At 64.6% G+C, this 13593-nt stretch carries 11 protein-coding genes; 4 read left to right on the forward strand and 7 right to left on the reverse strand.

Going from position 1 to position 13593, the window contains the following annotated elements; translation table 11 throughout:
- Positions 1-37 precede the first annotated feature (37 nt).
- The 3 genes from AB3X89_RS18245 to zwf all read right to left on the reverse strand — a co-directional run bounded on the left by AB3X89_RS18245 (position 38) and on the right by zwf (position 4306).
- A complete protein-coding gene (locus tag AB3X89_RS18245) occupies positions 38-1954 on the reverse strand; it encodes a bifunctional transcriptional regulator/glucokinase (protein WP_368584522.1) in 1917 nt (638 codons plus the stop codon).
- Entirely contained in the window at positions 1932-2648 is a 717-nt protein-coding gene (gene pgl / locus AB3X89_RS18250) for a 6-phosphogluconolactonase (protein WP_368584523.1), read from the reverse strand. The genes AB3X89_RS18245 and pgl overlap by 23 nt, the downstream gene beginning before the upstream one ends.
- Before the next feature lie 194 nt (positions 2649-2842).
- Positions 2843-4306, reverse strand: coding sequence for a glucose-6-phosphate dehydrogenase (gene zwf, locus AB3X89_RS18255; RefSeq protein ID WP_368584524.1), 1464 nt, complete (start codon positions 4304-4306; stop codon positions 2843-2845).
- Positions 4307-4905: 599 nt separating this feature from the next.
- On the opposite strand from zwf, the gene AB3X89_RS18260 reads away from it, so the two are divergent.
- The 4 genes from AB3X89_RS18260 (at position 4906) to AB3X89_RS18275 (ending at position 9365) form a co-directional block, all read left to right on the forward strand.
- Positions 4906-6153, forward strand: a complete 1248-nt coding sequence (locus AB3X89_RS18260) for an ABC transporter substrate-binding protein (RefSeq protein WP_013088730.1) — start codon at positions 4906-4908, stop codon at positions 6151-6153.
- A gap of 217 nt (positions 6154-6370) precedes the next feature.
- Entirely contained in the window at positions 6371-7309 is a 939-nt protein-coding gene (locus AB3X89_RS18265) for a carbohydrate ABC transporter permease (RefSeq protein WP_176121165.1), read from the forward strand.
- Positions 7299-8156 (forward strand): carbohydrate ABC transporter permease, encoded by an 858-nt coding sequence (locus tag AB3X89_RS18270; RefSeq protein ID WP_368584525.1) that lies wholly within the window; start codon positions 7299-7301, stop codon positions 8154-8156. The genes AB3X89_RS18265 and AB3X89_RS18270 overlap by 11 nt, the downstream gene beginning before the upstream one ends.
- A 93-nt stretch (positions 8157-8249) precedes the next feature.
- Positions 8250-9365: an ABC transporter ATP-binding protein gene (locus AB3X89_RS18275; protein WP_368584526.1), complete on the forward strand. Its 1116-nt coding sequence runs from the start codon at positions 8250-8252 to the stop codon at positions 9363-9365.
- 82 nt (positions 9366-9447) lie between these two features.
- Here the strand turns inward: AB3X89_RS18275 and AB3X89_RS18280 are convergent, their stop codons facing one another.
- The 4 genes from AB3X89_RS18280 to trxB all read right to left on the reverse strand — a co-directional run bounded on the left by AB3X89_RS18280 (position 9448) and on the right by trxB (position 13233).
- Entirely contained in the window at positions 9448-10368 is a 921-nt protein-coding gene (locus AB3X89_RS18280) for a LysR family transcriptional regulator (RefSeq protein ID WP_368584527.1), read from the reverse strand.
- A gap of 129 nt (positions 10369-10497) precedes the next feature.
- The gene (locus tag AB3X89_RS18285; RefSeq protein WP_368584528.1) at positions 10498-11157 is read right to left on the reverse strand and encodes a glutathione S-transferase family protein; all 660 of its coding nucleotides are present in this window, start codon (positions 11155-11157) and stop codon (positions 10498-10500) included.
- A gap of 114 nt (positions 11158-11271) precedes the next feature.
- Entirely contained in the window at positions 11272-12039 is a 768-nt protein-coding gene (locus AB3X89_RS18290) for a Smr/MutS family protein (RefSeq protein ID WP_368584529.1), read from the reverse strand.
- A 192-nt stretch (positions 12040-12231) separates the two neighbouring features.
- Positions 12232-13233, reverse strand: coding sequence for a thioredoxin-disulfide reductase (gene trxB, locus AB3X89_RS18295; RefSeq protein ID WP_368584530.1), 1002 nt, complete (start codon positions 13231-13233; stop codon positions 12232-12234).
- Positions 13234-13593: the final 360 nt, after the last annotated feature.

Consider the following 13593-nt stretch of genomic DNA (forward strand, 5'->3'; position numbering starts at 1 on the left):
TCACCGCAAGCGCAGCGGGACAGCAGCTAACCGCGCGTCAGTCGCGCGCCGACGAAGCCGCGCCGTGGCTCAGCCAGTCGAGTACGGCCGTCGCGTCGTCGTCGGCGCCTTCGCGCGCTTTCTCGACCGTCTCGGCCACCTCATCGCTCGGCACCGCGCGGCGAATCGCCACGCCGACCGCCAGAATGTCGATCATCACGAGGTGCAGGATGCGCGAGATCATCGACAGTTGCGACTCGCGAATCTCGATGTGATCGGTTTCCAGCGCGACGGTCGCGCGCTTCGCGAGCGGCGTGTTGCTCGAGGTGATCGCGATCACCTGCGCGCCGGCCTGCATCGCGACGTCGAGCACGCGCAGCAGCTCGGGCGCGCGCCCCGACTTCGACACCGCGACGATCACGTCGCCCTTGCCGAGCAGCGCGGCCGAGGCCGCCTGCATGTACAGGTCACCATACGCGATGGTCGGAATGCCGAAGCGGAAGAATTTGTAGTGCGCGTCCTGCGCGACGATGTTCGAATTGCCGAGCCCGTAGAACTCGATGCGCCGCGCGCCGTTCAGCAGGTCGATCGCGCGCTCCACGTGCTCGAAGTTCAGATGCTCGCGCAACTGCAGGATCGCCGACACCGTGTTGTCGAGCACCTTCGCGCCGAAATCGGTCGCGGTGTCGCCGAGATGCACCTGGCTGTGGCTGACCGGAATCGTGCCGGTCAAGCCGGTCGCGAGCTTCAGCTTGAAATCCGACAACCCCTGGCAGCCGAGCGAGCGGCAGAAGCGGATCACGGTCGGCTGACTGACGTCGGCCTTGCGCGCGATGTCGACGATCGGATCGTTGATGATCGAACGCGGATGGTTCAGCGCGAGATCGGCGACGCGGCGCTCGGCCGGCGTCAGCGCGTCGCGCATCTGGCGAATCCGCTCGAACACCGCCGACGAGCTGCCGCCCGCGCGGTTCGACAGCTGCTCCGCGAGAATCGCCGATACGCCGAGAAACGCTGGGTATTCGGCGGTGATCACATAGGTCGGCACGTTCTGCAGATACGCCTCGAAGCGGCCCTTCGCCTCGAAGCGCTTGCGGAACGACGAACGCGCGAACAACTCGCCGAGGCGCGGCACCACACCGCCGCCGATATAGATGCCGCCGAGCGCGCCGAGCGTCACCGCGATATTCCCGGCGAAGGTGCCGAGAATGCCGCAGAACACGTCGACCGATTCGGCCGCGAGCGGCTCGCCTTCGTGCGCACGCTTGACCACCTCGGCCGGATTGACGCTGGCCGGCACGCGTTTCTTGTCGCGGCCCGCGAGCGCGCGATAGATCACCTCGAGGCCCGGACCCGCGGCCACCCGTTCGAACGACACGTGCGACCACTTCTTGCGCGCGTAGTGCAGCACGATCTCTTCGCGTTCGTCGGCGGGCGCGAAGGTGGCGTGGCCGCCTTCGCTGCCGAGCGCGATCCAGCGGTCGTCGGCGGGGATCAGGCCCGACACGCCCATGCCGGTGCCGGGGCCGAGCAGGCCGATCACGCTGTTGGGCCGGCGCTGGCCGCCGCCCACCTGCACGCGCTGCGTATCGGTGAGACCGGGCAGCGCCATCGCGAGCGCGGTGAAGTCGTTGACGACGAGCAGCGTGTCGAAGCCGAGCGTGCGGCGCGTCGCTTCGATCGAAAAGGTCCAGTCGTGATTGGTCATGCTGACCTGGTCGCCGTCGACCGGGTTCGCAATCGCGATCGCCGCGTGATTGACGCGGCCGATCTTCGTGTCCTTCAGATACTTCTTGATGACGTCGGCGACGCTCGGATACTCGGCGCAAGGATAGACCTGCACCGAACCGATTTCGCCGGGGCCCGTCTCGAGCGCGAAACGCGCATTGGTACCGCCGATGTCGGCCAGCAGCCTCGGTCCATCGGCGTGCTGGGCCGCCCCCGGCACAGCTTTAGTTTGCACACCAGTAGACATCGAGTCTCACTCCCTTGTCGTTTGCCAGTTGCGAGATGGCATTTTTTTGTAGCGCAGCGGATGCGGCGTTGAGCACGTCCATCTTGCGCGGTCCTGCGATCAGCAGAAACAGATGCTTCACGTCTTTCAGCGCGGACAGCGACCAGCTCACCCGCGCGTGCGGCGCGGCGCCCGGATGCACGGCGACGAAACGCTCGGTCGTGGTGATCGCGTGATCCCATTCGGGTGCGTCGGCGAAGATCGACGCGGTGTGGCCGTCTTCGCCCATGCCCAGCACCGCGACGTCGGGCGCCGTGGCAAAGCGCGCGTCCGCGTTCAGCGCGGCGACGTGCGAGTGCAGATCCTGGCTGGTGTCGACGAGCGGCCAGAAGGTCGCTTGTTGCGCGGCGTTCTGCAGCAACGTGGCGCGCGCGAGCTGCGCGTTGCTCGCGCTATCGGTCTCCGGCACCCAGCGGTCGTCGACCAGCGTGATCGCGATGCGGGGCCAGTCGAACGTCTGCGTCGACAACGTTTGCAGAAACGGACGCGGGCTGCTGCCGCCGGACACGGCCAGCATGGCCGGGCGCGCGAGCGGGGTTGACGTGCCGGTGCCGGCTGCCTGTGCGGCAAGCGACGCATGTAACGCATCGCCCACCGCTTTCGCCAGCGCGTCGGATTGGGCGCGCTGGTCGTCGAAAGCGTGAAGCTCGATCACTTCTCCTCCGTGCTGCATTCTTGTTGGATCTGCGGAATCAGCCTAACAGCTCTCGCGCGATGCCTGCATGGCGGGGTGGCCCGCAGACGCCTGACGCGATACCGGCGCGACTCCGTTCAGTTCGTCGGTGGTGTTGCCGTCGCCGCGCGCCGAGATGTTCATCGCGCGCGGCGCCGTCCGTCAATTCATCAAACTCAATTCTCTTCTTCGAGCCAGCAGGTGCCGTGCTGGGCGAGCATCGCGCTCGCCGCGGCCGGTCCCCACGTGCCCGCCGCGTACGGCTTGGGCGGCTTGGTGGAGGCCTTCCATTCGTTCAGGATCGGCTCGACCCAACGCCACGCGGCTTCCTGTTCGTCGCGCCGCACGAACAGCGCGAGGCGCCCGTGAATCACGTCGAGCAGCAGCCGTTGATACGCCTCCATCTGGCCTTCGCGGAAGAACCGGTCGAACGCGAGATCGAGGTATACGCTCGCGAGGTTCATACCCTCGCCGGGCTGCTTCGCGAGACAGTACAGACGGATCGTCTCGTTCGGCTGCAGCCGGATCACGAGGCGGTTCGCGCCCGCGCGCAGCGCCGACGCGCCAAGCGCCGAATGCGGCACCGCACGGAAGTTCACGACGATCTCGGCGACGCGATCGGCGAGCCGCTTGCCGGTGCGCAGAAAAAACGGCACGCCGGCCCAGCGCCAGTTCTCGATCTCGACCTTCAGCGCGACGAAGGTCTCGGTCGAGCTATCCGGCTTCACGCCTTGCTCGGTCGCGTAGGCCGGCACCGTGTTGCCGCGGATCACGCCCGAATGATACTGGCCGCGCACCGCGACCTTGCCGATTTCCTGCGAATCGACCGGTTTTAGCGCGCGCAGCACGCGCAGCTTTTCGTCGCGAACCGAGTCGGAGTCCATCGAGTGGGGCGGCTCCATCGCGACGATCGACAGCAGTTGCAGCAGGTGGTTCTGCACCATGTCGCGCAGCGCGCCAGTATTGTCGTAGAAATCGCCGCGCGCTTCGACACCGAGTTCCTCGGCGATCGTGATCTGGATGCTCTCCACCCACTCGCGGCGCCACAGCGGTTCGAACAGCGCATTGCCGAAACGCAGCGCGAGCAGGTTCTGCACCGGCTCCTTGCCGAGGTAATGGTCGATCCGGTAGATCTGCTCTTCCGCGAAGATTTCGCCGACCGCGTCATTGATCGCATTCGACGACTTCAGATCGTAGCCGAGCGGCTTCTCGAGCACGATGCGCGCGTTGTTATTCAGACCCACCGCGGCGAGCGCATGGCAGATCGGCACGAACAGCGACGGACCGGTCGCCAGATAGAACACTCGGATGCCGGGCATATCCTGGATCGCGTCGCGCAGTTGCGCGAAGTCATCCGGATTGCCGAGATCGATCTTCACGAACTCGATGCGCGCGAGGAAGCTCGTCCACGCGGCTTCGTCGAGGCCGTTTTTCGACACGTGCGGCTTGACGTGCCCCTCGACCCACTGCAGGTACTCGCCGCGATCCGCGATGTGCCGCGCGACCGCGACGATCTTGCCGTTGTCGGCGAGCATGCCGCCCGCGCGGTGCGCCTCGAACAGCGCGGGCAGGATCTTGCGCATCGACAGATCGCCGGTGCCGCCGAAGAGAACGAAGGTGAAGCTTGAGTCGGTATGCATGAGTCTCCGTCGATGTCCTGAAAGGCCGCCGCGCTGATCGGACACTGCACGTGCAGCGACCCGGAAAAGCGACCGTAGTCCAATAAAATATTTTTTGACACTGAATTGTAGTTTAACTACAATCCAAATCAAGAGGTAGCGTTAATTCGAAGAAAAAGAGCGTGCGCTGTGCAGACGAAATGCACGCTTTTTGCGAATCGGCGGGCGTCCCCGGCATGCGAACGGACAATGGGGCAACGCTTTCCGGTACGCGCCAGCAGGGTGCCGGCGGACCTTACGGAAAGTCGGGGAGTCGACGGGCCTGCGGATCGTTTCCGTGGCCGACGTCAGGCTGGCGTCGGATTGGTGTATGAGGTACCTCGAGTCTGCCGCGCGATGCGGGCAGGCAAAAATCAAAAGAGGAGACAGTCAGTTGCATCCCGAACCACTCACCTCTTGAGCGTCCAGCGGCCGGACATCGGTCCGCCGGCACATGCCCTCGCGCATGCGCCCGACCGTGCTCGATCGCCCGGTGTTTTGCCTGTTAGAACCAACCACAGCACCCTGGCGACATCAGGGGCCATTCGTTTTTTTGTTCAGGTGTCTGGAGGAGATAAGCAATGAAATTTCGCGCGATCATGGGCGCTCTGTGCGCTGCGGGTCTGATGTGTGGCGTGTCGGCCGTGCAGGCCGCCGAGTCGATCGAAGTGCTGCACTGGTGGACTTCGGGCGGCGAATCCAGGGCCGTCGGCGTCCTCAAGGACGACATGACGAAGCAGGGCTACACGTGGAAGGACTTCGCGGTCGCAGGCGGCGCTGGCGCGGCTGCGATGACGGCACTGAAGACGCAGGTGATCTCGGGCAACGCGCCGAGCGCCGCGCAGATCAAGGGTCCGCTGATCCAGGACTGGGCTTCGCAGGGCGTGCTGGTGCCGATCGACTCGGTCGCGGGCGACTGGAAGAAGAACCTGCCGCCGCAAATCGACAAGATCATGCAAGCGGACGGCCACTATGTCGGCGCGCCGTTCTCGGTGCATCGCGTGAACTGGCTGTACATCAACAAGGCAGCGCTGGACAAGGCAGGCGGCAAGGTGCCGACCACGTGGCCTGAGTTCTTCGCGGTGGCCGACAAGATGAAGGCCGCGGGCATCCAGCCGATCGCGATGGGCGGCCAGCCGTGGCAAGACCTGACGCTGTGGGAAGACGTCGTGCTGTCGGAGGGCGCGGACTTCTACAAGAAGGCGCTCGTCGACCTCGACGAGAAGACGCTGACCTCGGAGAAGATGGTTCAGGTGTTCGACACGGTCCGCAAGATCCAGGGCTACTTCGACGCGGGCCGCACGGGCCGTGACTGGAACCTCGCCACGGCGATGGTCATCAACGGCAAGGCCGGCATGCAGTTCATGGGCGACTGGGCGAAGGGCGAGTTCACCAACGCCGGCAAGAAGTCGGGCACGGACTACATCTGCGCGGTGGTGCCGCAAACGGACAAGGCGTACACGTTCAACGTCGACTCGTTCGTGTTCTTCCAGCAGAAGGGCCAGAAGGCGGCGACGCCGGGCCAGCTCTCGCTCGCCAAGACGATCATGTCGCCGGAGTTCCAGGAGCAGTTCAGCCTGTACAAGGGTTCGATCCCGGTGCGTCTCGGCGTGCCGATGGACAAGTTCGACGACTGCGCGAAGAAGTCGTACGCGGATGAGCAAATCGCGATCAAGGCCGGCGGTTATGTGCCGTCGCTCGCTCACGGCATGGCTCAGCCGGATGCCGCTGCAGGCGCGATCTCCGACGTCGTGACGAAGTTCATGAACTCGCAGCAAGATTCGAAGACCGCGGTTCAGGCTCTCGCGAAGGCAGCGAAGACCAAGTAAGCGTAGGTACGAAGCGTTGCGCCCGGCCGCTTGCATCTGAAGCGCCGGGCGCGCCCTTCGGGCCGTGTCGGGTCGGACCTCGAGCTGCTTCGGTTCGCAGCGCAGTCCGGCACGACGCGGCTTACCCGGGTTTCATGGAGTCACACCCAGGCCGTCGCGGTCCCGTGCCATGTGCGCACGGGCAGCCCGGCGGTACAGTTTCAGCAGGAGTCGAGTAGTGACTGCTTCCATCAGCGGGAACGGGAAAACGGCCACCGTCGCCCGCCGCACGTCGCCCATGGCGGCCCTTGCCGATCGCTATATTCCGAAGCTGGTGCTCGCACCCAGCGTCGTGATCAGCCTGATCTTCGTATATGGCTTTATCGCAATCACCGGCTATCTGTCGCTGTCTACTTCGCGACTGATGCCTCGTTGGGAATTCGCGGGTCTCGACCGCTATCGCGAGCTGTTCCAGAACGACGTGTTCTGGACTTCGGCCGAGAACCTCGGCTGGTTCGGCATTCCGTTCATCGGTATCTGCATCGGTCTGGGTCTGTTGCTCGCGATCCTGCTCGATCAGCAGATCCGCAACGAAGGCGCGCTGCGCGCCGTGTTCCTTTATCCGATGGCGCTGTCGTTCATCGTGACCGGCACCGCGTGGCAATGGATTCTGTCGCCGGGCATCGGCATCGAGAAGGTGTTTCACGACTGGGGCTGGACGAGCTTCGAGTTCAACTGGCTCGGCGACCCGGACCGGGCGATCTTCTGTATCGTGATCGCCGCGGTCTGGCAGTCCACCGGCTTCGTGATGGCGCTGTTCCTCGCCGGTTTGCGCGGCGTCGACAGTGAAATCTTCAAGGCCGCGCAGATGGACGGCGCGGGCCTGCCGACCATCTACCGCAAGATCGTGATTCCGAGCATGCGGCCGGTGTTCTTCTCCGTGCTGCTGATTCTTTGCCACATCACCATCAAGACGTTCGACCTGGTCGTCGCGCTGACCGCCGGCGGTCCGGGCACGTCGTCGTCGCTGCCGGCCATCTTCATGTACACGTTTTCGTTCAATCGCGGGCAGCTCGGCGTCGGCGCGGCCTCGTCGATCATGATGCTCGCCACCGTGGTGGCCGTGCTCGTGCCGCTGATGTATCTGGAATCGAGGAGCACCCGCAATGCAACCTAAGATGACGATGAGCCGTGCCGTCATTTACGCGGCCCTGCTTCTGTTCGCGCTGTACTTCCTGTTTCCGTTGTACGTGATGCTGTCGACATCGTTCAAGGACATCGATCAGCTGCGCACCGGCAACCTGCTGACGCCGCCGACGAGCTGGACCTTCGCGCCGTGGGTCAAGGCGTGGAGCGGCGCGTGTACGGGGGTGCGTTGCGAAGGCATGCAGCCGTTCTTCATGAACTCGGTGCGCATGGTGATTCCGGCCGTGCTGATCTCGTCGATCATCGGCGCGTTCAACGGCTACGTGCTCACGCACTGGCGTTTCCGCGGCGCCGATCCGATCTTCACGATGCTGCTGGTCGGCTGCTTCATCCCGTTCCAGGCGATCCTGCTGCCGATGGCGCGCCTCGAAGGCATCCTCGGCCTGTCGAACACGGTGAGCGGTCTGGTGCTCGTGCACGTGATCTACGGTATCGCGTTCACGACGATGTTCTTCCGCAACTTCTACGTGAGCGTGCCGGCTGAACTCGTGAAGGCCGCGCGTATCGACGGTGCGGGCTTCTTCACGATCTTCACGAAGATTCTGCTGCCGGTGTCGCTGCCGATCTTCATGGTGTGCCTGATCTGGCAATTCACGCAGATCTGGAACGACTTCCTGTTCGGTATCGTGTTCTCCGGCGTCGATTCGATGCCGATCACCGTGGCGCTGAACAATCTCGTGAACACCTCGACCGGCGTGAAGGAATACAACGTGGACATGGCCGGCGCGATCATCGCGGCGCTGCCCACGCTGCTCGTCTACATCATCGCCGGACGTTACTTCGTGCGCGGCCTGACCGCGGGCGCGGTGAAGGGTTAAATCATCGTAGAGCGACGGCGTTTCACCGAATGCGTGCCGCCGTCACCTGACAAGACGTTTTCAAGCAGTACCAGAGACTAGAGGATTCACAGCATGGCAAGCCTTTCCATCCGTGACGTGTACAAGACCTACCCGAACGGGGTGCCGGTTCTGAAGGGTGTCAATATCGACATCGAAGACGGCCAGTTCCTGATTCTGGTCGGCGGCTCGGGCTGCGGTAAGTCGACGCTGCTCAACATGATTGCCGGTCTCGAAACCGTGACCAAGGGCGAGATCCAGATCGACGGCAAGACCGTCAACAACCTGTCGCCGAAAGATCGCGACATCGCGATGGTGTTCCAGTCGTACGCGCTGTATCCGTCGATGACGGTGCGCGACAACATCTCGTTCGGGCTGAACATCCGCAAGGTGCCGAAGCAGGAGCAGACGCAGATCGTCGAGCGCGTGTCGAACACGCTGCAGATCAAGCATCTGCTCGACCGCAAGCCGGGTCAGCTGTCGGGCGGCCAGCGTCAGCGCGTCGCGATGGGCCGCGCACTGGCGCGCGATCCGGTGATGTTCCTGTTCGACGAGCCGCTGTCGAACCTCGACGCGAAGCTGCGTATCGAGATGCGCTCGGAAATCAAGCTGCTGCATCAGCGCCTCGGCACGACGATCGTCTACGTGACGCACGATCAGATCGAAGCGATGACGCTCGGCGACCGCATCGCGGTGATGAAGGACGGCATCGTCCAGCAGTTCGGCGCGCCGCAGGAAATCTACGACTCGCCGTCGAACCTGTTCGTCGCGGGCTTCATCGGCGCGCCTCCGATGAACTTCATCGAAGGCAAGCTGGTCGAGCAGGGCTCGGGTGTCGGCATCGAACTCGATACGGGCATCGCGCGCAAGGTGCTGGTGCTGCCGTTCGATTCGGCGAAGGTGCGCTCGCACATCGGCAACAACGTGATTCTCGGTCTGCGTCCGGAGCGCATCACCGATGCGCGCAGCGCGCACGGCGACGACTCGAAGCTGCAGCCGGTCGAAGTGAAGGTCGACGTGATCGAGCCGACCGGTCCGGACACGCTGGTGTTCGCACAGGTCAACGGCAAGCGCATCGTGAGCCGCGTGCACCCGGCGTCGAACCCGCAACCGGAGAAGAATGCGACGCTGCTGTTCGATACGTCGAAGGCGGTGTTGTTCGATCCGTCAAATGAAGAGCGGATTGCGTAAGCGGTCGCATACGCGCTAGAGACGTCGCATCAGAAAAGCCCCATGCGTTCAGTTGCGCATGGGGCTTTTGCTTTTGGAGCCGTCATGCCGACTCGGGCAAACGCAAATCCGGATTGCTGCGCGCGAGCTCGCCGACCCAATCGATGAACGCGCGCAGCCGCGAACTCAGATTGCGGCGATGCGCATACAGGATCGACAGCGGCGTGCCGGGGCTCGTGTAGTTGCCGAGAATCTCCGTGAGCGCGCCTTGCTCGATCAGCTCGGCGACCATGAAGCGCGACGGCTGGATGATGCCGTGGCCCAGCACGCCCGCGGTGATGTAGACCGAGCCGTCGTTGACGGCGAGCGTGCTATCCATCGCGACGCGCTCGATTTCGCCGTCCACTTCGAATTCGAACGGGAAGGTGCGGCCGCTGCGCGCGGACACGTAGTTGACCGCGCGATGCTCGCCGAGGTCGGCCAGCGTGGTCGGCGTGCCGAACTTCTGCAGATACGCCGGAGACGCGCATGTGACGATGCGCGCAAGCCCGATGCGCTTCGCGACGAGGCTCGACTCTTCGAGCGTGCCCATGCGGATCACGCAATCGACGCCGTCCTGAATCAGATCGATGTTGCGATCCGCGAGACCGAGACGTACGTCGATCGCGGGATATTGTTCGTAGAAGTCGTCGAGCGCGGGCAGCAGCAGCGAGCGCGCGAGCGTGCCGGACGTGTCGACGCGGATCGTGCCGGCCGGATTCTCACGCTTGTTCGATAGCGACGACTCGGCATCGGCGACGTCGGCGAGAATGCGCACGCAGCGCTCGTAGAACGACGCGCCGTCTTCGGTCACGCTGACCTGGCGCGTCGAGCGGTTCAGGAGGCGCACGCCGACGTGTTCCTCGAGCGCCTGGATCGTGCGGCTGACCTTCGCGCGCGGCAGATCGAGCGATTCCGAAACCTTGGTGAAGCTGTTCGCTTCGACCACGCGCGTGAAGATCTCCATCGCTTCGAAACGGTCCATAGGGTGCCTTGTGGTGGTGAGCCAAGAGAAGAGCGGGGCAGGTTTGCGACACGACACGAAGTCTACAGCCACGAAATCAGGTTGTCTGCCGCGCCTCTTTCGCGCGAATCAGCCACCGCCGCTCGCGGCTCAATCCCGGTCCGGCGCGCCGAGCGGAAATAGCGGCCGATACGGCCGCGCCTCGTCGACCGCGCGGGCGAACGACGGCCGCGCGAGCAGCCGCTGCCGGTACGCGCGCACGTGCGCGAACGCGGGGTCGATCGGATGCGTCCAGTCGGCGTAGAACAGGAACGGGGCGGCGCCGCAGTCGGCGAGGCTGAAGCTGTCGCCGGCGGCCCATTCGCGCTCGGCCATGTGGCGATTGAGCCAGGCGTAAGCGGTGTCGAGCATCGCGCGCGCATCGGCGACGCCACGCGCGTCGCGCTCGGCTTCGGGGCGCAGGATATCGAACACGACCTTTTGCTGCGGCGTCGAAATGTAGTTGTCGAAGAAGCGGTCCAGCATGCGCACCTCGAGCGCGGCGCGCGGGTCGGCCGGCAACAACGCGACAGGCCCCGGATAATGCAGGCCCAGATATTCGACGATGATGGTCGCCTCGACCACCGTGCGCCCGCCGTCGACGAGCACCGGGAAGCGCTTGATCGGCCAAAGCGCGGCGAATTCGGCCATGATCTGCGGGTCGTCGTATGCGAGCACGCGCATCTCGAACGGCGTGCCGTTTTCGTACAACGCGGTCAGGGCCTTCTGGCAGTACGACGAGAACGGATGGGCATAAAGCTTCAGGGGCATCGCGATCACCTTTGAAGGTTGCACAGCACGAATCCACGGTGGCGGCGAGAGCCACCGCGCGACGGCCAGGCTGGCCGTTTACCCCACGACGAACGACGGCCGAAAAAATCGACCTCAGACCTTCACGTTTGCCCCATGCGGCGGCAACGACCCCGGCTGCAGCAGCACGACCACCGCGCCGGCGCCGCCGTCATGCGGGCGTGCCTGACAGAACGCGATCACTTCGGCTTTCTGCACGAGCCACGCGCGCACCTTGCCTTTCAGCACCGGCTCCTTGCCGATCGACCCCAAACCCTTGCCGTGAATCACGCGCAGGCAGCGCAGGCCGCGCTTGACCGATTCGCGAATGAATTCCGCGAGCGCCTCGCGTGCTTCTTCGCGCCGCATGCCATGCAGGTCGATCTGCGCCTGCACGATCCAGTCGCCACGCCGCAGCTTGCGCACGACGTCGCGGCTCACGCCGGGGCGGCAATACGACAGCGTTTCGTCGGTTTCCAGCAGCACTTCGGGGTCGAATTCGTCGGAGATCGCTTCGTGCAGCACCGCTTCCTCATCGAGCAGCGTCTGCACCGGCAGGGGCGGCGGGGGATTGCGCGTGAGCGTCGCACGTGGCGGAATCGCGAGCGGCGCGACTTCGCCGATCTCGCGGCGGAACAGATCGGCGTCGGCGGCCGCTTCGCGCTGCGCCGCTCGCGCCGCAGCCTGTTCACGCTCGCGTCGCTCGGCGTCACCCTTCAACGCGTTACGCAACGCGCCGAGCCCGGCGAGCCCGGACGCGCGATCGAGCTTCGGCGCGACGGCGGGTGCAGCCGTCGCGGGCGCGGGGCGCGCGGGGGCCTGCGGACGTTTCGGTTCGTTCGGATGGGGCTGATTCTTCGGCATGTCGGCAATACAGGCGGAAAGGTCGGTGGGTGGTGCGAAGCCGAGGCGGCAAAAACGACAAAGGCCGCCGGCATTGCAGCCGCGGCCTTCGTGAGCCAATGACGGCTGCGCTGCGCGCTACCGTCATTTTACTGTCGCGACCGTGGTCGCGAGTTCGCGCCGACCGATGGCGGCGCGCCGTGGATCAGCGGATCACCGGTCCGCTTCCGCGCTCATCGCGTGCTCGCCGGCCATCTCGTTGATGGTCTCGAGATAGCGCTGCGCATCCAGTGCGGCCATACAGCCGGTGCCCGCGCTCGTGATCGCCTGGCGATAGATATGGTCCTGCACGTCGCCGGCGGCGAACACACCCGGCACGCTCGTCGCGGTCGCGAAACCGTTCAGGCCGCCCTTGGTGATGATGTAGCCGTTCTTCATCTCGAGCTGGCCTTCGAAGATGTCCGTGTTCGGCTTGTGACCGATCGCGACGAACAGGCCCTGCAGCGCGATGTCGGTGGTCTCGCCAGTCTGCGTGTGCTTGATGCGCAGGCCTGTCACGCCGGAATTGTCGCCGGTCACTTCTTCGAGCACATGGTTCCACTTGATCTCGACGACGCCTTCCTTCTCCTTCGCGAGCAGACGGTCGATCAGGATCGGCTCGGCGCGGAATTTGTCGCGGCGATGGATCACGGTGACCTTCTTCGCGATGCCGGCGAGGTACAGCGCCTCTTCGACGGCCGTATTGCCGCCGCCGATCACGGCGACGTGCTGCTGCTTGTAGAAGAAGCCGTCGCAGGTCGCGCAGGCCGACACGCCCTTGCCCATGAACGCCTCTTCCGACGGCAGGCCGAGATATTGCGCCGATGCACCCGTCGAGATGATCAGCGAGTCGCAGGTGTATTCGCCCGAATCGCCGATCAGGCGAATCGGCTTCTCATCGAGCTTCGCCGTGTGGATGTGGTCGAAGATGATTTCTGTGTTGAAGCGCTCGGCGTGCTCGAGGAAGCGCGCCATCAGTTCCGGGCCTTGCACGCCGTTGGCGTCGGCGGGCCAGTTTTCGACGTCGGTCGTGGTCATCAGCTGGCCGCCTTGCGCGAGGCCGGTGACGAGTACCGGCGCGAGGTTGGCGCGCGCCGCGTAAACCGCCGCCGTATAGCCGGCGGGGCCGGAACCGAGAATCAGAACCTTGGCGTGTTTCGTTGCAGTTGCGGGCATGATCGAATCCTTGTACGGCGCGCGGCTCGCCATTGCGTAGCCGTGCGTTTTTGAACTGAAACTGTAGATGGGTATCAGACCGGCATTATAAAGGGCGGGGCGTAGGGCTGCGCCATCAAGCTTTCTCATCGCCGCGATAGCGTGGCGGCGTGGGCGCGCGGGGCGAGCACGCGGCGCGATACGACGAATTTAGCGCGCGTCGCGCATCCATTGTGGTCAAACCGCCAAGTTACCGTCATTTACAGCCTCGCGCGGGACACAGCGTTTACAATAGCCCGGATCGAAGTTTCCGGTAGCCGGGATCGGGCCCGAAGCCGCGCGCGGCGAGGCTCGGGCCGCGTTCCCGGCGGCAGTTTCAGC

It is taken from the genome of Paraburkholderia sp. BR14320 (assembly GCF_040948665.1).
Lineage (GTDB): Bacteria > Pseudomonadota > Gammaproteobacteria > Burkholderiales > Burkholderiaceae > Paraburkholderia > Paraburkholderia youngii.

Coding starts and splice junctions, on each gene's coding strand:
- AB3X89_RS18245 (WP_368584522.1), bottom strand. CDS start 1,954: ATGTCTACTGGTGTGCAAACTAAAGCTGTGCCGGGGGCGGCCCAGCAC.
- zwf (WP_368584524.1), bottom strand. CDS start 4,306: ATGCATACCGACTCAAGCTTCACCTTCGTTCTCTTCGGCGGCACCGGC.
- AB3X89_RS18260 (WP_013088730.1), top strand. CDS start 4,906: ATGAAATTTCGCGCGATCATGGGCGCTCTGTGCGCTGCGGGTCTGATG.
- AB3X89_RS18270 (WP_368584525.1), top strand. CDS start 7,299: ATGCAACCTAAGATGACGATGAGCCGTGCCGTCATTTACGCGGCCCTG.
- AB3X89_RS18275 (WP_368584526.1), top strand. CDS start 8,250: ATGGCAAGCCTTTCCATCCGTGACGTGTACAAGACCTACCCGAACGGG.
- AB3X89_RS18280 (WP_368584527.1), bottom strand. CDS start 10,368: ATGGACCGTTTCGAAGCGATGGAGATCTTCACGCGCGTGGTCGAAGCG.
- AB3X89_RS18285 (WP_368584528.1), bottom strand. CDS start 11,157: ATGCCCCTGAAGCTTTATGCCCATCCGTTCTCGTCGTACTGCCAGAAG.
- AB3X89_RS18290 (WP_368584529.1), bottom strand. CDS start 12,039: ATGCCGAAGAATCAGCCCCATCCGAACGAACCGAAACGTCCGCAGGCC.
- trxB (WP_368584530.1), bottom strand. CDS start 13,233: ATGCCCGCAACTGCAACGAAACACGCCAAGGTTCTGATTCTCGGTTCC.